Origin of the sequence: Streptomyces sp. NBC_01244, assembly GCF_035987325.1 — a bacterium.
Taxonomy (GTDB): Bacteria; Actinomycetota; Actinomycetes; order Streptomycetales; family Streptomycetaceae; genus Streptomyces.
Window position 1 is genome coordinate 5,741,786 of record NZ_CP108488.1, and the last position, 25,475, is coordinate 5,767,260.

The following is a 25,475-nucleotide window of genomic DNA, read 5'->3' on the forward strand; positions in this document are numbered from 1 at the left end:
CCGCGCTACGAAGCTTCGTAGTGCGGGGCCGCTGTCGTTGTTGGGCTTGCCGGGCTTGCCGGGGCTCAGGCCTTGGCCGGCGTACGCCTCCAGCGGCCCCGCTGGGAGCGCCACAGGAGCTTCTGGCAGAGCAGGGTCAGGACGCCGGCCAGCATGATGCCGAAGAGGTTCAGCAGCAGCTGCTGGATGGAGCCCGACATCTGGCCGAACTCGCCGTAGCCGAGGGCCACGGCCGCGTTGGCGGCCGCCGGGACCGTGGTCACCGAGATCGCGACGCCGACCAGCGCGCCGGACTTCGCCGAGGTCAGGGACAGCACCCCGGCGATGCCGGCGAGCACGGCCACGACGAACGAGAACAGGTCCGGCTGCCAGATGAAGCTGGTGTTGGGGCGGGGCTTGTCCAGCATGTCGTGGTGGAACAGGCCGAGCGCGTCCATGACCAGGGTGAAGACGGTGGTCGCGACCATCGCGGCGGCGAAGCCCACCAGCAGGGCGATCAGCGAGCGGACGGCCAGCTTGGGGGCGCGCTGCACCACGGCGGTGCAGACGCCGGCGAGCGGGCCGAACTCCGGTCCGACCGCCATCGCGCCCACGATGAGGATGGCGTTGTCGAGGACCACACCGCAGGCCGCGATCATCGTCGCGACGATCATGAAGGCGCTGTAGGTGATGGTGAGGGTGGACTCCTCGTGGGTCGCCTCGCTCAACTGCTCCCACAGGACGGCGTCGGCGGCCTCGCCCGGGGCCTCCTCCTCGGCCCGGTCGGCGCGGTCCGAGAGGGACAGGTCGATGTTCTCGACCGCGATCGACCCGTCCTTGTCGATGCCGAGCTGCCGGAGCTCGTGCAGGAGCTCGTCGCCCGCCTCGCGCGCGACGTCGCACAGCACGATGTCGCCCGGGGGGATGCGGGCGGCGCCGGGCAGCACGGCCAGATGGGTGGTGCCGACCGTCCTCTCGACGATCTTGACCACGGCGTCGGTCCGATCCGACGGAATGATCATCCGTAGATGCAGCATGGCCGCACCCTAGCCTCTGGCGGCCCCGGGTTTCCGGTGGCGCTCAGAGCTTGCGCAGACTCAGCTTCTGCACCTTGTGGTCCGGGCCCTTGCGGACGACGAGGGTGGCGCGGCCGCGGGTCGGGGCCACGTTCTCCAGCAGGTTGGGCTTGTTGATGGTCCGCCACATCGTCTGCGCGTACTCCAGTGCCTCCTCCTCGGAGACCTGGGTGTACTTGCGGAAGTAGGAGAAGGGGTTCTGGAACGCCGTCTCGCGGAGCTTGCGGAACCGGTTGAGGTACCAGCGCTCGATGTCCTCGGGGCGGGCGTCCACGTACACGCTGAAGTCGAAGTAGTCGGCGAGACCGACCCGGGTGCGGCCGTCCTTGCCGGGCATGGCGGGCTGCAGGACGTTGAGCCCCTCGACGATCAGGATGTCGGGACGGCGTACGACGAGCTCCTCGCCGGGGACGATGTCGTAGATCAGGTGGGAGTAGACGGGGGCCTTGACCTCGTCCTTGCCCGCCTTGATGTCGGCGACGAAGCGGGTCAGCGCCCGGCGGTCGTAGGACTCCGGGAACCCCTTGCGGGCGGTCAGCCCGCGCCGCTCCAGCTCCTTCATCGGGTACAGGAAGCCGTCGGTGGTGACCAGCTCCACGCGCGGGTGCTCCGGCCAGCGGGCCAGCAGCGCCTGGAGGAGACGGGCCACCGTGGACTTGCCCACGGCGACCGAGCCGGCGACCCCTATGACGAAGGGGGTGCCCTGCTGCGCGCCGTGGCCGTTGCCGGCGTCGCCGAGGAAGGTGTTGAGGGTGCCGCGCAGATTGCTGGTGGCGCCGACGTACAGGTTCAGCAGGCGGGAGAGCGGCAGGTAGACGTCGCGGACCTCGTCGAGGTCGATGACATCGCCCAGTCCGCGCAGCCGCTCGACCTCGTCGGCCGTCAGCGGGAGCGGGGTCCGCTCGCGCAGGGCGCTCCACTCGGCACGGGTGAGGTCCACGTACGGGGAGGCCTCGTGGCCCCGGCGGCGCGTGGGATGCGCGGCGTGCTCGGGGTGCCGGGTCTGCTGGGCCCGCTGGGCCTGCGTCGGGGGCTCCGATCCGTCGGGGCGCTCCGTTGCGCGGTCCGGCGTGCTTCGTGGCGGCGAAGAGATCACAGGGCCATTGTCACGGGTGACGGGCCGCCGTGGGTGGTGTGGTCGGTCACGTGGAGTGGGGTCTTATGGCCCGGGGTGGGTGGGGTTGTACGGGGAGCGGTATCGATTGGAATGACGTGCGGTCTCGTCGGCATCACGATGAGTGGTGTCCGCACCCATCGGCGGGCCCCGGGCGCGGGGGGCCCGTACGGTGTTGATCACGGCAGCTCGGGCTGCCGTTTTCCGTGGAACTTTTCCTGTGGGGGGAACATCACCATGCGCACCGCATTCGTCCGCCGTACCGTCCTGTCCGCTTCGGCCGTGTCCCTGGCGCTGCTCGCCACGGCGTGCGGCGGCTCGTCCGGCACGGCGGACGGGAAGTCCGACACCAAGCCGTCCGCCTCCGCCTCCGCCCCGGCGGCCGCGGCGGCCAAGGGCAAGACGGCCGATGAGCTCGGCCCGCTGCTCGTGGCCCAGGCGGACCTGCCCGACCACGTCCTCAAGCCGGCGACCGAGGAGGAGGTCAAGGGGGGTGCGGTGGTCGCCAGCGACAAGCCCGCCTGCCTCCCGCTGGTCAAGGCGCTGTCGATGGCCCCGGTCGGAACCGCCTCGGGCACCGCGCGGATCAAGGGCGCGGCCAAGCCGAAGGGTGCGAGCCCGGACGCGAGCGAGGAGGAGAAGGCGAAGGCCGGGCTCGAGGCCCTCGGGGCGACCGTCACGGCCGTCGCCCTGTCCTCGTACGACGGCAAGGGCGCGGAAGAGGCCTTCGCCTCCCTCAAGAGCGCGGGCACGGCCTGCGTCGGCGGGTTCGGGATCCAGATGGGCGGCGACTCGAGCAAGATCAGCAAGGTCTCTCCCGCCGCCGCCGTGACCGCGGGGGACGAGGCGCTCGCCTACACCATCGAGCTGGACGACGCGGGGGACAAGGCCACGACGGAGCTCGTGGTCGTCCGCAAGGGCAACTCCGTCGTCACCTTCTCCGCCATCAGCCTGGCCGGTACCGCCGAGCAGCCGACGGCCGTCGTCGCGGCGCAGGTCAAGAAGCTCGGCTGACGGCTCGTCCGTCCTGCCGTCCACCACCGGCACCACTCCCGCCCCGGCGCATTCGCCGGGGCGGTTTTTTCGTCCGGTTCAGGTACCGGGCGCGGAGCCAACTACGGCGTACCCTGCGGCTTATGTGCGGAATCGTGGGTTACGTGGGAGCGCAGTCGGCGCTCGATGTGGTCATTGCCGGACTCAAGCGGCTGGAGTACCGCGGCTACGACTCGGCGGGTGTCGCCGTGCTCGCCGACGGGGAACTCGCCGCCGTCAAGAAGGCCGGCAAGCTGGTCAATCTGGAGAAGGAGCTGGTCGGGCACCCACTGCCGGCCGGTTCCACCGGGCTCGGACACACCCGGTGGGCCACCCATGGGGGGCCCACCGACGTCAACGCCCACCCGCACCTCGACAATTCGGGGCGCGTGGCCGTCGTGCACAACGGGATCATCGAGAACTTCGCCGCGCTGCGGGCCGAGCTCGCCGAGCGCGGCCACCGGCTGGAGTCCGAGACGGACACCGAGGTCGTGGCGCACCTGCTGGCCGAGCGGTTCGAGGGCGCGGGCGGAGACCTCGCGGAGGCGATGCGACAGGTGTGCCGGCGCCTCGACGGGGCCTTCACCCTGGTCGCCGTGCACGCCGACCAGCCGGACGTGGTGGTCGGCGCGCGCCGCAACTCCCCGCTCGTGGTGGGCGTCGGCGAGGGCGAGAACTTCCTCGCCTCGGACGTGGCCGCCTTCATCGCGCACACCCGGTCCGCGATCGAGCTGGGGCAGGACCAGGTCGTCGAGCTCCGCCGCGACGGGGTCACGGTGACCAACTTCGACGGTACGGCCGCGAGCGTGCGGGCGTACCACGTGGACTGGGACGCCTCGGCGGCCGAGAAGGGGGGCTACGACTACTTCATGCTCAAGGAGATCGCCGAGCAGCCGAAGGCCGTCGCCGACACCCTGCTGGGCCGGATCGACGCGAACGGCCTGCTGACCCTCGACGAGGTGCGCATCCCCGACTCGGTGCTGCGCGAGGTCGACAAGGTCGTGATCGTGGCGTGCGGTACGGCCTACCACGCGGGCATGATCGCGAAGCTGGCCATCGAGCACTGGACCCGCATCCCCTGCGAGACGGAGCTGGCCAGCGAGTTCCGCTACCGCGACCCGATCCTGGACCAGCGGACGCTGGTGATCGCGATCTCGCAGTCCGGCGAGACGATGGACACCCTGATGGCGCTGCGCCACGCGCGGGAGCAGGGCGCCAAGGTGCTGGCCGTCTGCAACACGAACGGCTCGACGATCCCGCGCGAGTCGGACGCCGTGCTGTACACGCACGCCGGACCCGAGGTGGCCGTCGCCTCGACCAAGGCGTTCCTGACGCAGCTCGTGGCCTGCTACCTGGTCGCCCTCTACCTCGGGCAGGTCCGGGGCACGAAGTGGGGCGACGAGATCCGGTCCGTGATCAGGGAGTTGTCGGACATCGCCGCGGCGGTGGACACCGTACTGGAGACCATGGAACCGGTACGGGAACTGGCGCGGTCGCTCGCCGACAAGAACACCGTGCTGTTCCTGGGGCGGCACGTCGGCTACCCGGTGGCGCTGGAGGGTGCGCTCAAGCTCAAGGAGCTGGCGTACATGCACGCCGAGGGCTTCGCGGCGGGCGAGCTCAAGCACGGGCCGATCGCGCTGATCGAGAAGGACCTGCCGGTCGTGGTCGTCGTACCGTCGCCGCGCGGGCGCTCGGTGCTGCACGACAAGATCGTGTCCAACATCCAGGAGATCCGGGCGCGCGGGGCGCGGACCATCGTGATCGCCGAGGAGGGGGACGAGGCGGTGGTCCCGTACGCCGACCACCTCATCCGCATCCCGGCCACCCCGACGCTGCTCCAGCCGCTCGTGGCCACCGTGCCGCTGCAGGTGTTCGCGTGCGAACTGGCGACGGCGCGCGGCAACGAGGTGGACCAGCCGCGTAACCTCGCCAAGTCGGTGACTGTGGAGTGAGCGCAGCGAACGGAGCGGGCCGCCGGCGATCGAGCACCGTGGTGACCGTGGAGTAGTGGCCCAGTTGGAGCTGTTGTTGTGATTATCGGCGTCGGAATCGACGTGGCGGAGATCGAGCGGTTCGGCGCGGCGCTGGAGCGCACGCCGGGCCTGGCCGGGCGGCTGTTCCGCGACGCGGAACTGACCCTGCCGGGCGGCGAGCGGCGCGGGACCGCCTCGCTCGCCGCCCGGTTCGCCGCCAAGGAGGCGCTCGCCAAGGCGCTCGGCGCGCCCGGCGGGCTGCTGTGGACCGACGCCGAGGTGTACGTCGAGGAGACCGGGCAGCCGCGCCTGCGCGTGTCGGGCACGGTGGAGGCGCGGGCGCTGGCGCTGGGCGTGAAGTCCTGGCACATCTCCCTCAGCCACGACGCGGGCATCGCCTCCGCCGTGGTCATCGCCGAGGGGTAGGGCCTGTCGTCGGGCAGGCTGGTGCCATGCGTACTGCTTACAGCGTGGAGACCGTACGGGCCGCCGAGCGCGAGCTGATGGCCCGGCTGCCCGAAGGCACCCTGATGCGGCGGGCGGCGGCCGGACTGGCCGCCGTCTGCGTCCGGTTGCTGCCCCGCGTCTACGGGTCCCGCGTGGTGCTGCTGGTCGGCCCGGGGGACAACGGCGGCGACACCCTCTACGCGGGCGCGAAGCTGGCCCGGCGCGGGGCCGGGGTGACGGCCGTTGCGATGGATCCGGACCGGGTGCACGCGGGCGGACTGGCCGCGCTGCGGGCCGCCGGCGGGCGCCTCGACGCGGCCGTGCCCGAGCGGGCCGACCTGGTGCTCGACGGGCTGGTCGGCATCGGCGGCCGGGGAGCACTGCGGCCGGCCGCGGCCGCGCTGGTGGAGCGGATCCCGGCGGGCGCGGTGGTGGTCGCGGTGGACCTGCCCAGCGGGGTGGACGCGGACACCGGGGAGGTGGCCGGAGCGGCCGTGACGGCGGACGTGACGGTGACCTTCGGGGCGTACAAGCAGGGGCTGCTCGTCGACCCGGGGGCCTCGCGGGCGGGGGCGCTGCACCTGGTGGACATCGGGCTGGCTTTCGAGACCCCTGAGATGGAGGCCCTGCAGCACGCCGACGTGGCCGGGCTGCTGCCCGCGCCGACGGCGTCGAGCGACAAGTACCGGCGCGGCGTGCTCGGGATCGTCGCCGGGTCCGCGCGCTATCCGGGGGCGGCGGTGCTCGCGGTGGCGGGGGCGCTGCGGGGCGGCGCGGGCGCGGTGCGCTACGTGGGGCCGCCGGCGGTGGCGGACGCCGTACTGGCCCGGTACCCGGAGACGCTGATCGGAACCGGCCGGGTCCAGGCGTGGGTGGTCGGGCCCGGGCTGGGCGACGAGGGCGGCCCGGAGGTGCGGGAGGCGCTGTCGCAGCCGGTGCCGGTGCTGGTGGACGCGGACGGGCTGCGCGGGCTGGACCCCGGGGAGCTGCGGGCCCGGGCGGCCCCGACCCTGCTGACCCCGCACGCGGGGGAGGCGGCGGCGCTGCTGGGGCTCGCGCGGGAGAGCGTCGAGGCGGGCCGGCTGGAGGCCGTGCGGGGGCTCGCGCAGCGGTACGGGGCGGTGGCGCTGCTGAAGGGGTCGACGACCCTGATCGCCCCGGCCGGGCCCGGCCCCGTCCGGGTGAACCCGACCGGGACCCCGTGGCTGGCCACCGCCGGGAGCGGGGACGTGCTGTCCGGGCTGGCCGGGTCCCTGCTGGCGGCCGGCCTGCCGGCCCTGGACGCCGGGTCGGTGGCGGCGTACCTCCACGGCCTGGCGGCCCGCCTCACGGGCGGCCCCCTCCTGGCCCACCAGGTGGCCGAAGCCCTGCCGCGGGCGTGGCGGGAGGTAGCTCGCGGCTAGGCGTGGGCGGGCGTGCGGCGCCGTTGCCGGGGGCGCCGCCCCCGGACCCCTGCGCCTCAAACGCCGGCGGGGCTGGATTTGCCGGCCGCCGGCCGCCGGCCCGGACCTGCGGGCCGTGTGCTCCGGCGCAGTTGCGCGGGCCGTGCGCGAGCGTGCGGCGCCGTTGCCGGGGCGCCGCCCCCGGACCCCCGCGCCTCAAACGCCGGCAGGGCTGGATTCGGCCCGCGCGCGGGCGTGGCCCTGCCTGTTCGGCCCGGTGGGCGGGGCTCTGAGAGACTGTGGGGGATGAACGAGACAGCCGCGCGCGTGTACGCCGAGATCGATCTTGACGCCGTCCGGGCCAACGTACGGGCCCTGCGCGAGCGGGCGCCCCGCTCCGCCCTGATGGCCGTCGTCAAGGCGGACGCCTACGGGCACGGGGCCGTGGCCTGTGCCCGGGCCGCCCAGGAGGCCGGCGCGAGCTGGCTGGGGACCGCCACGCCCGACGAGGCCCTCGCGCTGCGCGCCGCCGGGATCGAAGGACCCGTCCTGTGCTGGCTGTGGACGCCCGGCGGACCCTGGCGGGAGGCCGTCGAGGCCGGTATCGACGTGGCCGTCAGCGCGATGTGGGCCCTCGACGAGGTACGGGCGGCCGCCCGCGCCGCCGGAACGACGGCCAGGATCCAGCTCAAGGCCGACACGGGCCTGGGCCGCAACGGCTGCCAGCCCGCCGACTGGGAGGCCCTGGTGACCGCGGCCGTCGCCGCCCAGTCCGAGGGGACCGTCCGCGTCACCGGCGTCTGGTCGCACTTCGCCTGCGCCGACGAGCCCGGACACCCCTCCATCCAGCTCCAGCTGACCGCCTTCCGCGACATGCTCGCGTACGCGGAGAAGGAGGGCATCGAGCCCGAGGTCCGGCACATCGCCAACTCGCCGGCCACGCTCACCCTCCCCGAATCCCACTTCGACCTCGTCCGCTGCGGCCTGGCCGTCTACGGGGTCTCGCCCGCGCCCGAGCTCGGCACCCCCGCCCAGCTCGGCCTGCGGCCCGCGATGACCCTCAAGGCCACGGTCGCGCTGGTCAAGACCGTGCCGGCCGGGCACGGCGTCAGCTACGGGCACCACTACGTCACCGAGCGGGAGACCACCCTCGCGCTGATCCCCGCGGGCTACGCCGACGGCGTCCCCCGCCAGGCGTCCGGGCTCGGCCCGGTGCTCGTCGGCGGCCGCATCCGCACCGTCGCCGGGCGCGTGGCCATGGACCAGTTCGTGGTCGACCTGGACGGGGGACACGCCCGCGCAGGCGACGAGGCCGTCATCTTCGGGGACGCCGAGCGCGGTGAACCCACCGCCGAGGACTGGGCTCGAGCGGCGCACACGATCGCCTATGAGATCGTCACCCGTATCGGGGGCCGGGTCCCCCGCGTGTACCACGGCGGCTGAGTGAGGACGGCGGCGTGAGCGAGAACTGGCGCAAGGCGGGCTGGGCGGGCGCCGCCATCGGCGTGATAGCCGCCGGAGCGGCGGCCGGGGTCGCGGTCGAACGGATCACCGTCGGCCGGGGCATGCGCATGAAGGCGCGCCTCGCCCTCGACGCGACCGGGGACTACGGATCCCTGCGCGGAGCCCCCGGCACCGCGCGGGCCGAGGACGGCACCGCGCTGTACTACGAGGTCGACGAGCTGCCCGAGGAGGGCAAGCGGCGCCGGCTGCGCCGCAAGGCCCCGCTCCGGCCGACCGTGGTGTTCTGCCACGGCTACTGCCTCGCCCAGGACTCCTGGCACTTCCAGCGCGCCGCCCTGCGCGGCGTGGTCCGCGCCGTGTACTGGGACCAGCGCAGCCACGGCCGCAGTGCGCGCGGCCTGGCCCAGGCCGACGGCGAGCCGGTCACCTTCGAACAGCTCGGCCGCGACCTGCAGGCCGTCATCGACGCCGCCGCTCCCGAAGGCCCGCTGATCCTGGTCGGTCACTCGATGGGCGGGATGACCATCATGGGGCTGGCCCAGGAGTTCCCCGACCTGATCCGGGACCGCGTGGCCGGCGTGGCCCTGGTCGGCACCTCCAGCGGCCGGCTGGACGAGGTCACGTACGGGCTGCCCTCCCTGGGCTTCAGCACGGTACGGCGCCTGCTGCCCGGGGTGCTCAAGGCGCTCGGTTCCCAGGTGGAACTGGTGGAGAAGGGCCGCCGGGCCACCGCCGACCTGTTCGCCGGGATGGTCAAGATGTACTCCTTCGCCTCGCGCGACGTCGATCCGGGCGTCGCCCGCTTCGCCGAGCGGCTCATCGAGGCCACGCCCATCGACGTGGTCGCCGAGTTCTACCCGGCCTTCCAGGCGCACGACAAGACGGCCGCCCTCCAGCGGTTCGCGGACATCCCCGTCACCGTCATCGCCGGGGACCGCGACATGGTCACCCCGCCCGACCACAGCCGGGCCATCAAGGAAGTGCTGCCCTCCGCCGAGCTGGTCGTCCTGGAGACCGCCGGGCACCTGATGATGCTGGAGCACCCGGACACCGTGACCCGGCTGCTCACCGAGCTGCTCGCGCGCACCGGGACGGTGTCCGCAGCCGCTAACGTTGGCGGGCATGGAAGAAGTACCTGACACGGAAACGCACGTCACCGTCGGCTCGCCCGACGCCATGCAGGACCTCGGGCGCCGGATCGCCGGGCTGCTGCGCCCCGGCGACCTCGTCCTACTGACCGGGGAGCTCGGCGCCGGGAAGACCACCCTGACCCGCGGCCTCGGCGAGGGTCTGGGCGTGCGCGGGGCCGTGACCTCGCCGACCTTCGTGATCGCCCGGGTCCATCCCTCGCTGACCGGCGGTCCGGCGCTGGTGCACGTGGACGCGTACCGGCTGGGCGGCGGGCTGGACGAGATGGAGGACCTGGACCTCGACGTCTCGCTGCCCGAGTCCGTCGTCGTCGTGGAGTGGGGCGACGGCAAGGTCGAGGAGCTGTCCGACGACCGGCTGCACGTGGTGATCCGCCGGGCGGTGGGCCACGAGGAGGTCCTGGACGACGTGCGCGAGGTGATGGTCCGCGGGATCGGCACCCGCTGGTCGGCCGGGGCGGGTCTGGAGAGCCTCGCGGGCGTCCTGTCGGAGTAGGCGCGGCGCCTTCGCGGCGCGGGCGCGTCGAGAAACGTTCCGACAAGTCGTCGGGAAGATATTGCGCGGGCGGCGGGGCCCGTGGTCACATGGTACAGAGGGCTGGTTAGGCGTACCTAAGTACGGGCTGGCCCCGGCCAGGAGGCAGCCATGTCGGCAACAGGAGCATCGGGCGTCCCCCGCCCGTCCGCCGTGTCCATGGGGGCGCTGCTCGCCGCGGGCGCCGCCGCCAGCGCCGTGTCGACACCGCCCGCGCGCGAGCACGCCGCACCGGATCCCGATCCCGCAGGGGATGGGGTGGAAGACGGCGAACAGGCCGCCCCGGAGTCCGAAGCGGCCTGAAACGGGGGACCGACCGCCTGACGACGCAGTCCCCGTACGAGTGAATTCCGCGTGTCGCTACCGGGTGGGCCGACAGGGTGGGCCGACCCGGCCGCGCGGCCGGGTCAGGGGGGCGACGACGTCAGGGAACGACGACGACCTTCGAGCCGATCGTCGCGAAGGCCCACATCGTGTTCCCGTCCGCGCGCAGCATGCGGACACCGCCGGTCTTCTTGGCCGGATCGGGCGCCGGGAGGGTGTTGTCCACGCGGGCGCTGAAGCCGACCGTGACCCCCTGCGGACTCGCGAACCGGACGACGTGCTCGATCGGCACCCCGTCCGAGCCGGTCACCGCGCCCGTACGGCCGCCCACCGTGTAACGGCCGGGCGCCGGGTGCACCGTGCTCGGCACCACCGCGAAGGACTTGGGCTCGCCGGTGGGTCCCACCAGCCACACGCGCTTGGCACTCAGGGAGTACACGACGCGGACCCCGGTGCCGGAGCCGGCCGGGAGGGCCACGGGCTTCGCCGGGTCCGTCTTGGCGGGCCCGGAGTCGCTCGGAGCGGGCACCGGGCTCTGCGCGGCGGCCTTCGGCGGGAGCGCGGGAGCGGAGGCGGAGGCCTGGTAGCCGAGGAAACCGACGACGGCGAGCGCCGTGACGGTGAGCCCGGCCACGATTCCCGAGCTGCTGCGTGCCACCTTGCTCCACCTCTCCGCATGGTCAGTCGATGCCAGTCGGATGCCAGGCGGACGATCACACCCCGACACCTGGTCCGAAGGTAGCAGCAGGGGTGCCCGCAGACCGGCCGCAAGGGCCGGGGGCCCCGGAGTCGTAGGCTGTTCGCGTGCTCTTGCTCGCTGTAGATACCGCCACGCCCGCCGTCACCGTCGCCCTGCACGACGGCGAGTCCGTCCTCGCCGAGTCGAACCAGGTCGACGCCCGCCGCCACGGGGAGCTCCTGCTGCCCGCCGTCGACAAGGTCCTCGCCGAGGCGGGGGTCACGCTCGAAGCCGTCACCGGCATCGTCGTCGGGGTCGGCCCCGGCCCCTACACGGGACTGCGCGTCGGCCTCGTGACCGCGTCCACCTTCGCCTCCGTCCTCGGCGTGCCCGTCCACGGACTGTGCACCCTCGACGGGCTGGCCTACGCGGCCGGCGCGGCCGGGATCGAGGGCCCCTTCACCGTGGCCACCGACGCCCGGCGCAAGGAGGTCTACTGGGCGCGCTACGAGGACCCCCGCACCCGGGCCGGCGAGCCCGCGGTGGACCGGCCGGCCGACATCGCCGAGCGCGTCGCCGGACTGCCCGCCGTCGGCCAGGGCGCGCACCTCTACCCGGAGGTCTTCACCGACGCGCGGGCCCCGGAGCACCAGAGCGCCGCCGCGCTGGCCGCGCTGGCCGCGGAAAGACTGGCGGCGGGGGAGGCCTTCCTGCCCCCGACGCCGCTCTACCTGCGCCGGCCCGACGCCGAGGTGCCCAAGAACTACAAGGTGGTCACCCCGCAGTGACAGCCACCTCAGCCACCCCGGCCGTCGTCCTGCGCGAGATGCGCTGGTGGGACATCGGGCCCGTGCTGGAGCTGGAGCACGAGCTGTTCCCCGAGGACGCCTGGTCCGCCGGGATGTTCTGGTCCGAGCTGGCCCACGCCCGCGGCCCCGGCGCCACCCGCCGCTACGTCGTGGCGGAGGAGGCCGGCCGGCTCGTCGGCTACGCCGGGCTGGCCGCCGCCGGGGACCTGGCCGACGTACAGACCATCGCCGCGGCCCGCGACCAGTGGGGCACCGGGCTCGGCGCCCGGCTGCTGACCGAGCTGCTGCGCGCCGCGACCGCCTTCGAATGCGCCGAGGTGCTGCTGGAGGTGCGGGTCGACAACGTCCGGGCCCAGAAGCTCTACGCCCGCTTCGGTTTCGAGCCGATCGGCTTCCGGCGCGGCTACTACCAGCCCGGCAACGTGGACGCCCTCGTGATGCGCCGACTTACCGACCCCGCGGACCCCACGGCCCCCGCGGACCCCGACTCCGCACTCCCCGACTCCGACTCCGTACCCCTGCAAGGTGAGACGACCCATGGCTGACGAACCGCTCGTCCTCGGCATCGAGACCTCCTGCGACGAGACCGGCGTCGGCGTCGTCCGCGGCACCACGCTGCTCGCGGACGCCATCGCGTCGAGCGTCGACGAGCACGCCCGCTTCGGCGGGGTCGTGCCCGAGGTGGCCTCCCGCGCGCACCTGGAGGCGATGGTCCCCACCATCGAGCGCGCCCTGAAGGAGGCCGGGGTCAGCGCCCGCGACCTCGACGGCATCGCCGTCACCGCCGGCCCCGGCCTCGCGGGGGCCCTGCTGGTGGGCGTCTCCGCCGCGAAGGCCTACGCGTACGCGCTGGGCAAGCCGCTGTACGGGGTGAACCACTTGGCCTCGCACATCTGCGTCGACCAGCTGGAGCACGGGCCGCTGCCCGAGCCGACGATGGCGCTGCTGGTCTCCGGCGGGCACTCCTCGCTGCTGCTGGCCCCCGACATCACCTCCGACGTACGGCCGCTCGGCGCGACCATCGACGACGCGGCGGGCGAGGCCTTCGACAAGATCGCGCGCGTCCTGCAGCTGGGCTTCCCCGGCGGTCCGGTCATCGACCGGCTCGCACGCGAGGGGGACCCGAAGGCGATCGCCTTCCCGCGCGGGCTGACGGGGCCGCGCGACGCCCCGTACGACTTCTCCTTCTCCGGGCTCAAGACCTCGGTCGCCCGCTGGATCGAGGCGAAGCGCAAGGCGGGCGAGGACGTGCCGGTGCGCGATGTGGCGGCCTCCTTCCAGGAAGCCGTGGTGGACGTACTGACGCGCAAGGCGATCCGCGCGTGCAAGGACGAGGGCGTCGACCACCTGATGATCGGCGGCGGGGTCGCGGCCAACTCCCGGCTGCGCTCGCTGGCCCAGGAGCGGTGCGACGCCGCGGGGATCATCCTGCGGGTGCCGCGGCCGGGGCTGTGCACGGACAACGGCGCGATGGTGGCGGCGCTGGGCGCGGAGATGGTCAAGCGGAACAGGGCCCCCTCGGACTGGGACCTGTCGGCGGACTCCTCGCTTCCGGTCACCGACCCGCATGTTCCCGGCCATTCCCACGGCCATTCCCACGGGGACGGCGACGGGCACGGCCACGGTCACGGGCACGGTCATGCGCACGACCACGACCACGTGCACGAGCTGAGCAAGGACAACCTGTACTCGTGAGCACCATCGCGCTGATGTGGGAGGCCCGCTCCGTGCCCGGACGGGCCAACGAGCTGCTGGAGTGGGCCCGTTCGCAGGTCTTGGCCCAAGACCCGGTGCGGCGCGAGGTGTTCAGCGCCCCGCAGGACCGGGTGCTCGTCATCACCTGGTGGCGGAGTCCCGAGGGGATCGGCGCCGAACTGCCCGAACTGCCGGAGCCCGCAGCCGATTTGATCACGCGGGCGGTCCACCGCTGGCGCTTCGAATCGGTGGAGGTGGCGGAGCCCGGCGGAAGCTGAGCCTCAGCCGGGCGGCCGCCGCCGCGACGCACGCCCGGACCCGTGGCGTGCGGATATGGTCATGTGCATGCCCCGCCGTGACCTGCCGCCGCCGCCCCCTCCGCCGCACCTGCGCGCCTGGTTCGACGAGCACGCCGTACGGGCCGTACGGGCCGACCGTGCCCGTTTCCTGGGGGAGCTCGGGCGGCGCAGTCTGGGCTTCGGCCGGCTCGTGCTCCTCTGGTCGGTCTCGGCGGTCTTCGCCCTGGGCTGGACCTTCGTCGGCATGGCGCTGATGGCCATCGAGACGCACGAGCCGCTCGCGTACCTCTTCGGCCTCACCTTCGCCGTGCTCGGCGTGGGCGTGCTGATACCGGCCGGGTTCTGGTTCGCCTGGGGCGCCAAGCGGGACCGGCAGGTGCGCCGGCTGCTGTGCGCCTGGGCGGAGCTGGACCGGGACCCGCCCGTGGACGCCGCCGTACGCGCGCCCGGACGCAGCCTGATCTGGCTGCTGGCCTCCTTCGCCCTGGGCGGGCTCGGGCTCTGGGTGACCTTCGCGTCGGCCGCGACGGCCCGGCCCGGCGCCGACACCTACGGCGAGGTCGCCTACACCATGGGCCTCGGCATGATCCTGTGGATCACCGCCCTGCTGGGCCTCGGCAAGGCGGGCGCGCACTACCGGTGGGCGCTGCGCGCCTTCGGGAGAGGGCTCCGGGGGACCGGCGGGCCGTCAGGGGCGGGCGGTCGGTGAGCCGATCAGCATCGAGGGGGCCCCGGCGACCCGGGTCAGGAACACCGTGGCGGAGTTCGGCCCCTGCGGCTTCACCTTCCTGCGCAGCTCCTCGGGCTCGATCGCGGAGCCGCGCTTCTTCACCGTGAGGATGCCGACCCCGCGCTCGCGCAGCAGCGCCTTGAGCTTCTTCAGCCCGAACGGCAGCACGTCGGTGATCTCGTACGAGGTCGCGTACGGGGTCTCGCGCAGCTCGTCGGCGGTGATGTACGCGATGGTCGGGTCGATCAGCCGCCCGCCCAGCTGCTCGGCGACCTCGGCGACGAGGTGGGCGCGGATCACGGCGCCGTCGGGCTCGTAGAGGTAGCGGCCGACGGGACCGGCCTCGGGGTCGGGCAGCGGATCGGCGGTCGCCAGCGCGCGCGGACCGGGCAGCAGGGTGGCCCGGATCTCGCCCGGGGCCGTCCCGAACCACAGCACGGCCTCCTTCACGTCCCCCTGGTCGGAGATCCACTCGGCCTGGGCCTCGGCGGGCACCGCCTCGTGCGGGATCCCGGGGGCGATCTTGATGGCGGCGACCTTCGCGGCCCGGGCGGTGGCGATCGCCCAGGACAGCGGAGGGGAGTAGGACTCCGGGTCGAAGATGCGGCCGCGTCCGCCCCGGCGGGCCGGGTCGATGAAGACGGCGTCGTAGCCGGCGGTGTCGACCTCCGTCACGTCGGCCTCCCGGACCTCGATCAGGTCCGCCAGTCCCAGGGCCGCGGCATTGGCGCGCGCGACGGCGACGGTCAGCGGATCGTGGTCCACCGCCAGGACGCGGATGCCGAGCCGGGCCAGGGCGAGGGCGTCGCCGCCGATCCCGCAGCAGAGGTCCGCGAGGCTCCGTACGCCCAGGGCGGCGAGCCGCTCGGCGCGGTACGAGGCCACCGAGGCGCGGGTGGCCATCTCTCCGCCGCCGGGGGTGAAGTACATCCGGTGGGCGTCCTCGGCCCCGAACTTCGCCACCGCGCGCTGCCGCAGCCGGGCCTGTCCGAGGGCGGCGGAGACCAGGGCGGCGGGGTGTTCGCGGCGCAGCCGGGTGGCGACGGCGAGCTCCCGGGCGGGGTCGTAGTCCCGGAGCGAGTCGAGGAGGGCGTGGCCCTCGGGGGCGAGGAGCGCGGCGAAGTCTTCGGGGGTCACGGGTCCATTGTCGGCCACGGTGGGCCACTCGGAGGAAGGTCGGATCCGCCTCGCGGTGTCGGCCGGGGTGCGTGCGTGGCTGGTGTAAAGATGCCCAACTATGCAGCTAGTCCGACAAACGGAAGATAAGACGCAACACGGTCACCGGATCGCGGCAGTCGCGCGCGGCCGGTTGGGTACGGCCGCGATGGCCGCACTGCTCGTCGCCGCACTCGGCACGGGCTGCGGAGCCGGCGGGTCCGATACGCCGGACAAGGCCGCCAAGGCGAAGGCCGCCGCGGGCGCCGCCGGCGAGCAGGCCGGAGCGGCCGGAGCGCTCGGCACCTACGCCGAGAAGCTGAAGGCCCTTCAGCAGGTGAGGGTCGTGGCCGCGAAGAAGTGGGGGCTGGCCAAGCCGCCGCTCGTCGCTCCGCAGGCGCCCAAGGAGAAGCCGGAGATCAGCACCCGCGACGGCTTCGAGGTCGAGGGCCAGGACGAGCTGCCCCCGGTCTTCACCACGGTCCCCACGGAGGAGAAGGTCGTCTTCCTGACGATCGACGACGGGGCCGAGAAGGACCCCGAGTTCCTGAAGATGATGCAGGAACTGAAGCTCCCGTACACCGCCTTCCTGAGCGACTACCTGGTCCGGGACAACTACCCGTACTTCAAGGAGATGCAGGCGGCGGGCGTCACGCTGAACAACCACACGCTCAACCACCGCTACATGCCCGCACTCTCCTACGAGAAGCAGCGCCAGGAGATCTGCGGACAGCAGGACACGATCGAGAAGACGTTCGGCAAGCGGCCGACGCTCTTCCGGCCGCCGTACGGGAACTACAACGAGGACACGCTGCGCGCGGCCAAGTCCTGCGGGATCAAGGCCGTTCCGCTGTGGAACGAGGAGGCCTTCCCCAACCGGATGGACTGGCGGGAGTGGGACAAGGACCTGCACCCCGGGGACATCATCCTCACGCACTTCCGGGGCAAGGAAGACTGGAAGGGCAGCATGACTGACATGATCCGTCACGTCATGAAGACCGTCACGGACAAGGGTTACGCCGTGGCCCGCCTGGAGGATTACTTGTGAAGTACGCGCGCCGGTTCGTAGCCGGAACGCTGACGGCCGGCGCGCTCGCGCTGTCCCTGACGGGGTGCGGGGACAGCGTGGACCCCATCGAACGACTGGGGCGCAAGACCACGGAGGCCAGAGCGACTCCGTCGCCCTCGGGGGCGGCCTCCCCCTCCGCCGCGGGCCGGGGACCGGTGGCCGCGGCGGACGAGGCGTACAAGAAGTGGGGCCTCAGCGGCCCCCTCCAGTACGCGCCCAAGCCGGCCGTCAAACCCCGGATCGCGCCGGCCAAGGCGGGGCGGGTCCAGGTCATCGACCGAATACCCGTCCCGGCGGACGACAAGGTCGTCTTCCTGACGTTCGACGACGGCGCCGAGAAGAACCCCGAGTTCCTCACGATGGCCGCCGATCTGAAACTGCCGATCAGCATGTTCCTGACGGACAACATCGCCTCGTCGGACTACGGCCACTTCGAAAAGCTCCGCGACAACGGCTCCGGCAGCACGATAAACAACCACACCCTGACGCACCCGAATCTCCGGACCCTGTCCTTCGAGGCACAGAAGAAGGAGATATGCGGGCAGCAGGACCGCCTGGAGACGCGCTTCGGCAAGCGGCCGGCGCTCTTCCGCCCGCCGTACGGCAATCACAACGACGACACCCTCAGGGCCGCGCACGAGTGCGGGATATCCCGGCTCCTCCTGTGGCGCGTGTCGATGCAGATCAACAACTTCCAGTACGCCGAGGGCTCCGCCCTCAAACCGGGTGACATCATCCTGGCCCACTTCCGCGGCCCCTCCGAGCTGAAGGGCACCACGGAGACCGAGATGACGACCCGGATGCTCCGGCGGATACAGGAGCAGGGCTACCGGATCGGCCGCCTGGAGGACTACCTATAGGACTACCGGTAGGACGGGGCCGGATGGGGTTCGGGCCCGGTGACCTGCGGAGTGATCGTCGTTTCCGCCGGGCCCCGGGCGTCCGCCTCGCGTTGTCTTTCGGTGCTGTCGGAGATGCGCAGCAACAGGGCGATCATGATCCAGTTGGCCAGGAGGGACGAGCCGCCCGCGGCCAGGAAGGGCAGCGCCTTGCCCGTCAGCGGGATCAGCCCCGTGACGCCGCCCGCCACCACGAAGACCTGGAGCGCGAGGGCCGACGAGAGGCCCACCGCCAGCAGCTTGCCGAAGGGGTCGCGGGCGCCCAGCGCCATCCGCAGCCCGCGCTGCACGAGGAGCGCGTAGAGGATCAGGACGGCCATGACCCCGGCCAGGCCGAGCTCCTCGCCCACCGTCGTCAGGATGAAGTCGCTGCGGCCCGCGAACTTGATCAGTTCGGGATGGCCCATGCCGAGGCCCGTGCCGGAGATGCCGCCCGTGCCGAAGCTGAACAGCGCCTGCGCCGACTGGTCCGAGATGACGCCCGGCGGCCGGTCCTTCCAGTAGTACGACAGCGGGTTCAGCCAGGCGGCCACGCGGGCCTTGACGTGTGGTTCCGTCATGCCCACCACGAAGGCGCCCGCCGAGGCGAGGACCAGGCCGACGACGATCCAGCCGGTGCGTTCCGTGGCCACGTAGAGCATGACCACGAACACGCCGAAGAAGATCAGAGAGGTGCCGAGGTCGCGCTCGAAGACCAGCACCATCAGCGAGATGATCCACACCGTGATGAGGGGGCCGAGCTGGCGCATCGGCGGCAGCCGCATGCCCAGGAACTTGCGGCCCGACAGGGCCAGCGCGTCCCGGTGGATCACCAGGTAGCCCGCGAAGAAGACCGCGATCATGATCTTCACGAACTCGCCGGGCTGGAGCGAGAGCCCGCCGATGATGATCCAGCGCTTCGCCCCGTAGGTGTCCGCGCCGAAGAAGGCGGGCGCGATCAGCGCCACCAGCGCGATGACCATCGTGATGTAGATGAACCGCTGCAGCAGCCGGTGGTCGCGCAGCAGCCCCAGCACCGCGATGCAGGCCGCGACGCCGATCACCGTCCACATCAGCTGGCCGGGCGCCACCGCCGGGGAGTTGTACCGGTCGAGGTACCCCTGGTCGAGGCGGTGCAGCAGCACCAGCCCCAGCCCGGTCAGCAGCAGGGCCAGTGGGAAGACCAGCGGATCCGCGTACGCCGCGAACCGGCGCACGGCCAGGTGACCCACCAGTGCGAGCAGCGTCATGCTGACCACGAAGCCGGTGAGACCGGACGGCAGCTCGTCGTTCATCGCGAGGCCGGCGCTGATGTGGCCGGAAATGGTCACGGCGAGGACGAGGACGAGCAGCAGTGCTTCCGTGCGGCGGCGCGCGCCCGCCGTGGTCAGGGGTTTCAGTCCACGCACGGGACGCCGCCGCCGTCGATGGCGGCGGCCGCGCCGCCGCTCCGGGACGGTGCGGGCGCGGGGGCCGGCGCGGAGCTCCGGGGGGAGCCTGCGGCGGAGCCCTGCGGCGCGGGCGGTGTGCCCGGTGAGGAGGGGGCGGCGCCAGGCGCGCTCGGGCTCGCAGTGGCCCCGGGCCCGATCCGCTCGGCTATGAACCGCTTTATCTTCATATCATCTACGACGTTTATCTCGGCGTCGTGGTTCCTCCCGAAGCGCTCGATGGGAAGGGTCACAAACTCCACGTTGCCTCCGGACAGGTTCTTCGCCTGCTTCGCGAACGACAGCAGGTCCCACCCCTGATCGGTGACGACGTCCTGCTTCGCCGCGTCGATCAGCTTGATCAGCTTCACCGGATCGGTGAAGGTCCCGGCCTGGTTCAGCTGGTGGGTGGCCCCCGCCAGGAACGCCTGCTGCCGCTTCGTCCGGTCCAGGTCGCCCATGGTCAGACCGTGCCGCTGCCGTACGAAGGCCAGCGACTGCTGCCCGTCGAGCGTCTGCCGCCCGGCCGGGAAGTCGGCTCCCGAGTACCGGTCCTTCACCGGCTTGTTCAGACACACCGGTACGCCGCCCAGCGCGTCCGCGAGGTGGTAGAAGCCGGCCAGGTTCAGCTCGGCGAAGTGGTCGATCGGCACGCCCAGGAAGGTGCGCACCGTCTCCAGCTCCGCCTTGCGGCCCGCCTCGCGCCCCTCGCGCTCCAGCTGCCGAGGGTCCTTGACCCCCTTGGCCGCGAGCTGCTCCTCCACCTTGGCCTTCGCCCGCCCGTAAGCCTCCTTGATCTTGGCCTTGCCGGTGAAACCGGGCACGCCGCGCAGCTCGACGAAGTCGTCGCGCGGCACCGAGAAGGCCTTGGCCCTGCTGCCGTCGCCGGGGACGTGCAACAGGATCAGGGTGTTGGTGTTGTAGCCGCCGACGTCGGAGCTCGCACCCGCGTGCAGCTTGTCCAGGACCGCCGGGGGGAGGTCCTCGCCGTTCTGGTCCCGGCGGCTGTCCAGGCCCATCAGCAGGATGTTCGCATCGCCGTACTTGGACTTCTCGGCGCCCTCCAGGGCCTTGGAGCTGCCGATGCTGGAGGCGAGGTCGTCGTACAGGTACCAGGCGGTCGCCCCCGCGAGCACCACCAGGGCGCAGCCGGACGCCAGCAGGGTGCGGGTGAGCCGGCGGCCACGGGTGAGCCGGCGGCTGCGGGTGAGCCGGCGGCTGCGGGACGCGGGCACCGGGGGCTTCGGTTCACGGGGCTTCCTGCGGTGGGCGCTCATGCCTGTCGATGCTGGGGTACCGGTGCTGAAGGAACCCTGAGGGTCCTGAAGGCGCCTTCAGGGGCGGGTGCTGGCGGAGCCGGACGCGGCCGGCGCGGGCACGCGCAGCACCAGCCGGGCGCCTCCGGCGGGCGCCGGGAGCGCGCGGACCTCACCGCCGTGCGCCCGGGCGATCTCCCGGGCGATGGCCAGCCCCAGGCCGGTGCCCCCGCCGGCCCGGCCCCGGTCCGCGTCCAGGCGTACGAACCGCTCGAAGACCCGGTCCCGGTCCGCCTCCGGGATGCCCGGCCCGTCGTCCGTGACCTCCAGCAGCGCCCAGCCGTCCTCGGCCGCGGCCCGGACCACGACCCCGGTACGGGCGTACCGCAGGGCGTTGTCCACCAGGTTGGCCAGCGCCCGCTCCAGCCGCGCCGGATCCCCGGCGGCCGGTACGGGAGCCCCCGCGTCCAGCCGTAGCGGAACCCGGGGCCCGGGGCGCCGCGCCGCGTCCTCGGCGGCCAGCAGCGCGAGGTCCACCGGCTCGGTGCGCGGCGCGGGCCCGCCGTCGAGGCGGGCCAGCAGGAGCAGATCGGCCGCGATCGCCTGCAGCCGCTCGGTATCGGCCAGCGCGGCCGCCACCGACTCCCGGTCGGGGTCCCGCAACGCCACCTCCAGCCGGGCCCGGACGGCCGCGAGGGGGTTGCGCAGCTCGTGCGAGGCGTCGGCGGTGAACTGCCGCTGCCGCGCGTCGCTGCGCTCCAGCCGGTCGAGCGTGTCGTTGACCGTCCGGGCCAGCTGCGCGATCTCGTCGGCGCCGCCCGGGTCCGGGACCCGCCGGTCCAGCTCGCTTCCGGTGACCGCGGCCAGCCCGGTGCGGATCGCGGTGACCGGGCGCAGCGCGTGGCCCGTCACCCACCAGGCCAGGGCCGCCGAGAAGACGATCAGCGGGGGCGCGCCGGCCAGCAGGCCGAGCGCGACGGCCCGGTTGGCGTCGTCCACGTCGCCGAGCACGGTCGCGGCGTAGACGGTGTGCGGGTCGTGCGCCCCCGGCGGGCCGGGCGCGTCCACGGCGACCACCACGCGCCGCTGTGCGCCGGGGCGCGCGGGCGGCAGGACGGCCGACCGCACGTCCCGGCCGGGCGCGGGGCTCAGCTCCGTGAGCTCCGGGGTGTCCTTCAGGTCCCCGCTGGTGGCCACGACCGCACCGGCCGCGTTCCGTACGAGGACCAGGTCGACCCCGCCCTCGGGCGCGGGCAGCCGGCCGCGGGCCGGAAGGCTCCCGGTGTCGTACTGGCCGGCCACCTTGCGCGCGGCGAGCTCGGTGCGGCCGGTGGCGTTCTCGATGAAGTTGGCGCGCAGCAGGGTGTAGAGCCACAGCCCGCCGGCGGCCAGGACGGCGGCCATCGCGAGGGCGGCGGCCGCGGCGGCGCGGGCACGGAGGCTGCCGAGGCGGCGGGGCCGGGGCCGGTGCGGTGGCCGGGGTTCAGCCACCGTCGGGGGCCATCCGGTAGCCGGTGCCGTGCACCGTGAGGATCGAGCGGCGGCCGAAGGGGGCGTCGATCTTCCGGCGGAGCGAGGAGACGTAGACCTCGACGATGTTCGGGTCGATGCCGTGCGGGGTGTCCCAGACCTCGTCGAGGATGTCCTGCTTGGCGACGGCCCGGCCGGGCTGCTCCATCAGGCAGCCCAGGACGCCGAGCTCGCGTGCGGTCAGCTCGATCTCGCGCGTGCCGCGGCGGCAGCGGCGGCCGCGGGGATCGAGGACGAGGTCGCCGGCCTGCAGGACGCCGGTCCGCGCGGCGTCGCCCGCGGCGGCGGCGCGGCGGGTGAGGGCGCGGAGGCGGGCGGCGAGGACGACGAAGGAGAACGGCTTCGTCAGGTAGTCGTCCGCGCCCGAGTCCAGACCCTCGGCCTCGTCGTACTCGCCGTCCTTGGCGGTCAGCATCAGCACGGGGGTGGCGACTGCGTGCGAACGCATCCGGGTGCATATCTCGTACCCCGAGAGGCCGGGGAGCATCAGGTCGAGGAGGACCACGTCGTACGGGCCTCCGGTGAGGGCCAGGTCCAGCCCGTGGTGGCCGTCGTGGGCGAGATCCACCCAGTGGCCGTCGGCGGAGAGGCCGCGCCGCAGTGAATCGGCGAGGCTGACTTCGTCTTCGACGACCAGGATCCGCATGCCCCAAGCCTCACATACCGGGCACCACACCTTTTTGGCGCGGAGCTCGCGGCGCTCGGCCCTGGCGGGCCTCCCGGGCTTCGCCCCGCTGCGCCGGACTCCGTCCGGCGGTGGCCGGGCGGGGCTGCCGCCACCGACGTCCCGGCTCGGGCCCGGTGGGCGGGTGCGGGTGGCCGGGCCCCGCGGGGCAAGGTCCCCTACCCGCCCTTCCACCGTTCCCCGGGCGCTGCCCGGACCCGCGCTGGGGCTCCGCCCCAGACCCCGGTCCTCAAACGCCGGACGGCTGCAAGAGCACACCCTGGCGGAGTCGGATCCACCTGCACGTGGCGGCGAAAATCCAGCCCCGCCGGCGTTTGAGGCGCAGGGGGCCGGGGACTGGTCCCCGGCAACGGCGCCGCGGGATTCGGGGGCTCGGGGGTGCCCCGAGAAGCCGGGAAACGGCCCCGCACAGGCGGCCAAGGCTGCGAAACCAGCGGCGCGTATTGGCACTCCGCTTGACCGAGTGCTAATCCCCGGAATAGTCTCGCGTCTGGCACTCGCCCCTGGTGAGTGCCAACACGGCGACAGGCGGATCCGGCACCCGCGACGACGGATCGACCTGGTCGCCACCTCAGACAATTAACCCCGGATCTCCGAAGCGGAAGGTCAGATCGTGACGACCACCAGCTCCAAGGTTGCCATCAAGCCGCTCGAGGACCGCATTGTGGTCCAGCCGCTCGACGCCGAGCAGACCACGGCCTCTGGCCTGGTCATCCCGGACACCGCGAAGGAGAAGCCCCAGGAGGGCGTCGTCCTCGCCGTGGGTCCGGGTCGCTTCGAGGACGGCCAGCGTCTCCCGCTGGACGTCACCGTCGGCGACGTCGTCCTGTACTCCAAGTACGGCGGCACCGAAGTGAAGTACAACGGCGAGGAGTACCTCGTCCTCTCGGCCCGCGACGTGCTCGCGATCGTCGAGAAGTAATCACTTCTCCAGTTTTGCTTTGAGCTACGCCCCTGGTCACCCCTGCTGATGCCGGGCGGCGAGGGGCGTAGTTCGTTCTAGACAGGCGGTCGCGGTGAGCGGCCGGGGATAGCAACGAGAGGGCTGAACCGCTCCCATGCCGAAGATTCTCAAGTTTGACGAGGACGCCCGTCGCGCCCTTGAGCGTGGCGTCAACAAGCTCGCCGACACCGTCAAGGTGACGATCGGCCCCAAGGGCCGCAACGTCGTCATCGACAAGAAGTTCGGCGCTCCGACCATCACGAACGACGGCGTCACCATCGCCCGTGAGGTCGAGCTCGACGACCCGTACGAGAACCTTGGCGCGCAGCTCGTCAAGGAGGTCGCGACCAAGACCAACGACGTCGCGGGTGACGGCACCACCACCGCCACCGTCCTGGCGCAGGCGCTGGTCCGCGAGGGTCTGCGCAACGTGGCCGCGGGTGCTTCCCCGGCCGCCCTGAAGAAGGGCATCGACGCCGCGGTCAAGGCCGTGTCCGAGGAGCTCCTCGCGACCGCCCGCCCGATCGAGGACAAGTCCGACATCGCCGCCGTGGCCGCGCTCTCCGCGCAGGACCAGCAGGTCGGTGACCTCATCGCCGAGGCGATGGACAAGGTCGGCAAGGACGGTGTCATCACCGTCGAGGAGTCCAACGCCTTCGGCCTGGAGCTCGAGTTCACCGAGGGCATGGCCTTCGACAAGGGCTACCTGTCCCCGTACATGGTCTCCGACCAGGAGCGTATGGAGGCCATCCTCGATGACCCGTACATCCTGATCAACCAGGGCAAGATCTCCTCCATCCAGGACCTCCTGCCGCTGCTCGAGAAGGTCATCCAGGCCGGCGCCTCCAAGCCGCTCCTGATCATCGCCGAGGACGTCGAGGGCGAGGCGCTCTCCACCCTCGTCGTCAACAAGATCCGTGGCACCTTCAACGCCGTCGCCGTCAAGGCGCCCGGCTTCGGTGACCGCCGCAAGGCGATGCTCCAGGACATGGCCACCCTCACCGGTGCCACCGTCATCGCCGAAGAGGTCGGCCTCAAGCTCGACCAGGCCGGTCTGGACGTACTGGGCTCCGCCCGCCGCGTCACGATCTCCAAGGACAGCACCACCATCGTCGACGGTGGCGGCTCTTCCGACGAGGTCCTCGGCCGCGTCAACCAGATCAAGGCCGAGATCGAGTCCACCGACTCGGACTGGGACCGCGAGAAGCTGCAGGAGCGCCTGGCGAAGCTCGCCGGCGGCGTCTGCGTCATCAAGGTCGGCGCCGCCACCGAGGTGGAGCTCAAGGAGAAGAAGCACCGTCTCGAGGACGCCATCTCGGCGACCCGCGCCGCGGTCGAGGAGGGCATCGTCTCCGGCGGTGGCTCCGCTCTCGTCCACGCCGTGAAGGTGCTGGAAGGCAACCTGGGCCTGTCGGGCGACGAGGCCACCGGTGTCGCGGTCGTGCGCCGCGCCGCCGTCGAGCCGCTGCGCTGGATCGCGGAGAACGCCGGCCTCGAGGGCTACGTCATCACCGCGAAGGTCGCCGAGCTCGAGAAGGGCCAGGGCTTCAACGCCGCCACCGGCGAGTACGGCGACCTGGTCAAGGCCGGCGTCATCGACCCGGTCAAGGTCACCCGCTCCGCGCTGGAGAACGCCGCTTCCATCGCGTCGCTGCTGCTCACGACCGAGACCCTGGTCGTCGAGAAGCCGGCCGACGACGAGGGCGACGCCGGTCACGGCCACGGTGGCCACGGCCACAGCCACTGACCTCGTCGGTAAGCACGGCGAGTAAGCACGGCGAGTAAGCACGGAAAGCCCCGGTCACCGCTGCCAAGCGGTGGTGACCGGGGCTTTTCCGTGTGC

At 72.7% G+C, this 25,475-nt stretch carries 25 protein-coding genes; 17 read left to right on the top strand and 8 right to left on the bottom strand.

Annotated elements, in window-relative coordinates:
• Positions 1-65 precede the first annotated feature (65 nt).
• Together OG247_RS26055 and coaA are read right to left on the bottom strand one after the other, a co-directional pair.
• Positions 66-1,016: a DUF389 domain-containing protein gene (locus OG247_RS26055; RefSeq protein WP_327254494.1), complete on the bottom strand. Its 951-nt coding sequence runs from the start codon at positions 1,014-1,016 to the stop codon at positions 66-68.
• A gap of 43 nt (positions 1,017-1,059) precedes the next feature.
• On the bottom strand, positions 1,060-1,995 hold the full coding sequence (gene coaA / locus OG247_RS26060) for a type I pantothenate kinase (RefSeq protein WP_327257621.1): 936 nt from the start codon (positions 1,993-1,995) through the stop codon (positions 1,060-1,062).
• 411 nt (positions 1,996-2,406) lie between these two features.
• Here coaA and OG247_RS26065 point away from each other — a divergent pair, with 411 nt between their 5' ends.
• The 8 genes from OG247_RS26065 (at position 2,407) to OG247_RS26100 (ending at position 10,456) form a co-directional block, all read left to right on the top strand.
• Complete coding sequence (locus tag OG247_RS26065) at positions 2,407-3,183, top strand: hypothetical protein (protein WP_327254495.1); 777 nt, start codon at positions 2,407-2,409, stop codon at positions 3,181-3,183.
• A 122-nt stretch (positions 3,184-3,305) separates the two neighbouring features.
• The gene (gene glmS / locus OG247_RS26070; protein ID WP_327254496.1) at positions 3,306-5,156 is read left to right on the top strand and encodes a glutamine--fructose-6-phosphate transaminase (isomerizing); all 1,851 of its coding nucleotides are present in this window, start codon (positions 3,306-3,308) and stop codon (positions 5,154-5,156) included.
• A 78-nt stretch (positions 5,157-5,234) separates the two neighbouring features.
• Entirely contained in the window at positions 5,235-5,603 is a 369-nt protein-coding gene (locus tag OG247_RS26075; protein WP_327254497.1) for a holo-ACP synthase, read from the top strand.
• A gap of 26 nt (positions 5,604-5,629) precedes the next feature.
• Complete coding sequence (locus OG247_RS26080; protein WP_327254498.1) at positions 5,630-7,027, top strand: NAD(P)H-hydrate dehydratase; 1,398 nt, start codon at positions 5,630-5,632, stop codon at positions 7,025-7,027.
• A 285-nt stretch (positions 7,028-7,312) separates the two neighbouring features.
• Positions 7,313-8,449, top strand: coding sequence for an alanine racemase (gene alr, locus OG247_RS26085; RefSeq protein ID WP_327254499.1), 1,137 nt, complete (start codon positions 7,313-7,315; stop codon positions 8,447-8,449).
• A 14-nt stretch (positions 8,450-8,463) separates the two neighbouring features.
• A complete protein-coding gene (locus OG247_RS26090) occupies positions 8,464-9,609 on the top strand; it encodes an alpha/beta fold hydrolase (protein WP_327254500.1) in 1,146 nt (381 codons plus the stop codon).
• Positions 9,593-10,114 carry a tRNA (adenosine(37)-N6)-threonylcarbamoyltransferase complex ATPase subunit type 1 TsaE gene (tsaE, locus tag OG247_RS26095; protein WP_327254501.1) on the top strand — a complete coding sequence of 174 codons (522 nt, stop codon included), beginning with the start codon at positions 9,593-9,595 and terminating at the stop codon, positions 10,112-10,114. The genes OG247_RS26090 and tsaE overlap by 17 nt, the downstream gene beginning before the upstream one ends.
• Positions 10,115-10,264: 150 nt before the next feature.
• The gene (locus OG247_RS26100) at positions 10,265-10,456 is read left to right on the top strand and encodes a hypothetical protein (RefSeq protein ID WP_327254502.1); all 192 of its coding nucleotides are present in this window, start codon (positions 10,265-10,267) and stop codon (positions 10,454-10,456) included.
• A gap of 121 nt (positions 10,457-10,577) precedes the next feature.
• Here OG247_RS26100 and OG247_RS26105 read toward each other — a convergent pair whose 3' ends face one another.
• Positions 10,578-11,135 (bottom strand): hypothetical protein, encoded by a 558-nt coding sequence (locus tag OG247_RS26105; RefSeq protein ID WP_327254503.1) that lies wholly within the window; start codon positions 11,133-11,135, stop codon positions 10,578-10,580.
• A 146-nt stretch (positions 11,136-11,281) separates the two neighbouring features.
• On the opposite strand from OG247_RS26105, the gene tsaB reads away from it, so the two are divergent.
• The 5 genes from tsaB to OG247_RS26130 all read left to right on the top strand — a co-directional run bounded on the left by tsaB (position 11,282) and on the right by OG247_RS26130 (position 14,668).
• Positions 11,282-11,944, top strand: coding sequence for a tRNA (adenosine(37)-N6)-threonylcarbamoyltransferase complex dimerization subunit type 1 TsaB (gene tsaB / locus OG247_RS26110; protein WP_327254504.1), 663 nt, complete (start codon positions 11,282-11,284; stop codon positions 11,942-11,944).
• A gap of 38 nt (positions 11,945-11,982) precedes the next feature.
• On the top strand, positions 11,983-12,510 hold the full coding sequence (gene rimI / locus OG247_RS26115; protein WP_327257622.1) for a ribosomal protein S18-alanine N-acetyltransferase: 528 nt from the start codon (positions 11,983-11,985) through the stop codon (positions 12,508-12,510).
• On the top strand, positions 12,503-13,660 hold the full coding sequence (gene tsaD, locus OG247_RS26120; RefSeq protein WP_327254505.1) for a tRNA (adenosine(37)-N6)-threonylcarbamoyltransferase complex transferase subunit TsaD: 1,158 nt from the start codon (positions 12,503-12,505) through the stop codon (positions 13,658-13,660). The genes rimI and tsaD overlap by 8 nt, the downstream gene beginning before the upstream one ends.
• Positions 13,657-13,938, top strand: a complete 282-nt coding sequence (locus tag OG247_RS26125; protein ID WP_327254506.1) for a hypothetical protein — start codon at positions 13,657-13,659, stop codon at positions 13,936-13,938. Before tsaD ends, OG247_RS26125 begins: the two co-directional genes overlap by 4 nt.
• Positions 13,939-14,005: 67 nt before the next feature.
• Positions 14,006-14,668 carry a hypothetical protein gene (locus tag OG247_RS26130; RefSeq protein WP_327254507.1) on the top strand — a complete coding sequence of 221 codons (663 nt, stop codon included), beginning with the start codon at positions 14,006-14,008 and terminating at the stop codon, positions 14,666-14,668.
• Here OG247_RS26130 and OG247_RS26135 read toward each other — a convergent pair.
• Complete coding sequence (locus tag OG247_RS26135; RefSeq protein ID WP_442813403.1) at positions 14,648-15,826, bottom strand: class I SAM-dependent methyltransferase; 1,179 nt, start codon at positions 15,824-15,826, stop codon at positions 14,648-14,650. The two genes, OG247_RS26130 and OG247_RS26135, sit on opposite strands and share 21 nt — an antisense overlap.
• Positions 15,827-15,926: 100 nt before the next feature.
• Here OG247_RS26135 and OG247_RS26140 point away from each other — a divergent pair, with 100 nt between their 5' ends.
• Together OG247_RS26140 and OG247_RS26145 are read left to right on the top strand one after the other, a co-directional pair.
• Positions 15,927-16,892 (top strand): polysaccharide deacetylase family protein, encoded by a 966-nt coding sequence (locus OG247_RS26140; protein ID WP_442813404.1) that lies wholly within the window; start codon positions 15,927-15,929, stop codon positions 16,890-16,892.
• Complete coding sequence (locus tag OG247_RS26145) at positions 16,889-17,773, top strand: polysaccharide deacetylase family protein (protein WP_327254510.1); 885 nt, start codon at positions 16,889-16,891, stop codon at positions 17,771-17,773. The genes OG247_RS26140 and OG247_RS26145 overlap by 4 nt, the downstream gene beginning before the upstream one ends.
• 2 nt (positions 17,774-17,775) lie before the next feature.
• On the opposite strand, the gene OG247_RS26150 is transcribed toward OG247_RS26145, so the two are convergent.
• The 4 genes from OG247_RS26150 to OG247_RS26165 are packed head-to-tail and all read right to left on the bottom strand — an operon-like array spanning position 17,776 to position 22,650.
• Positions 17,776-19,200: an FtsW/RodA/SpoVE family cell cycle protein gene (locus OG247_RS26150; protein ID WP_327254511.1), complete on the bottom strand. Its 1,425-nt coding sequence runs from the start codon at positions 19,198-19,200 to the stop codon at positions 17,776-17,778.
• A complete protein-coding gene (locus OG247_RS26155) occupies positions 19,188-20,495 on the bottom strand; it encodes an LCP family protein (RefSeq protein WP_327254512.1) in 1,308 nt (435 codons plus the stop codon). Before OG247_RS26155 ends, OG247_RS26150 begins: the two co-directional genes overlap by 13 nt.
• Positions 20,496-20,552: 57 nt before the next feature.
• A complete protein-coding gene (locus OG247_RS26160) occupies positions 20,553-21,965 on the bottom strand; it encodes a sensor histidine kinase (protein ID WP_327254513.1) in 1,413 nt (470 codons plus the stop codon).
• On the bottom strand, positions 21,958-22,650 hold the full coding sequence (locus tag OG247_RS26165) for a response regulator transcription factor (RefSeq protein WP_327254514.1): 693 nt from the start codon (positions 22,648-22,650) through the stop codon (positions 21,958-21,960). The genes OG247_RS26160 and OG247_RS26165 overlap by 8 nt, the downstream gene beginning before the upstream one ends.
• Positions 22,651-23,302: 652 nt before the next feature.
• On the opposite strand from OG247_RS26165, the gene groES reads away from it, so the two are divergent.
• Both groES and groL read left to right on the top strand, forming a co-directional pair.
• The gene (gene groES, locus OG247_RS26170; RefSeq protein ID WP_008739621.1) at positions 23,303-23,611 is read left to right on the top strand and encodes a co-chaperone GroES; all 309 of its coding nucleotides are present in this window, start codon (positions 23,303-23,305) and stop codon (positions 23,609-23,611) included.
• 136 nt (positions 23,612-23,747) lie between these two features.
• On the top strand, positions 23,748-25,379 hold the full coding sequence (gene groL / locus OG247_RS26175; protein WP_327254515.1) for a chaperonin GroEL: 1,632 nt from the start codon (positions 23,748-23,750) through the stop codon (positions 25,377-25,379).
• Positions 25,380-25,475 lie beyond the last annotated feature (96 nt).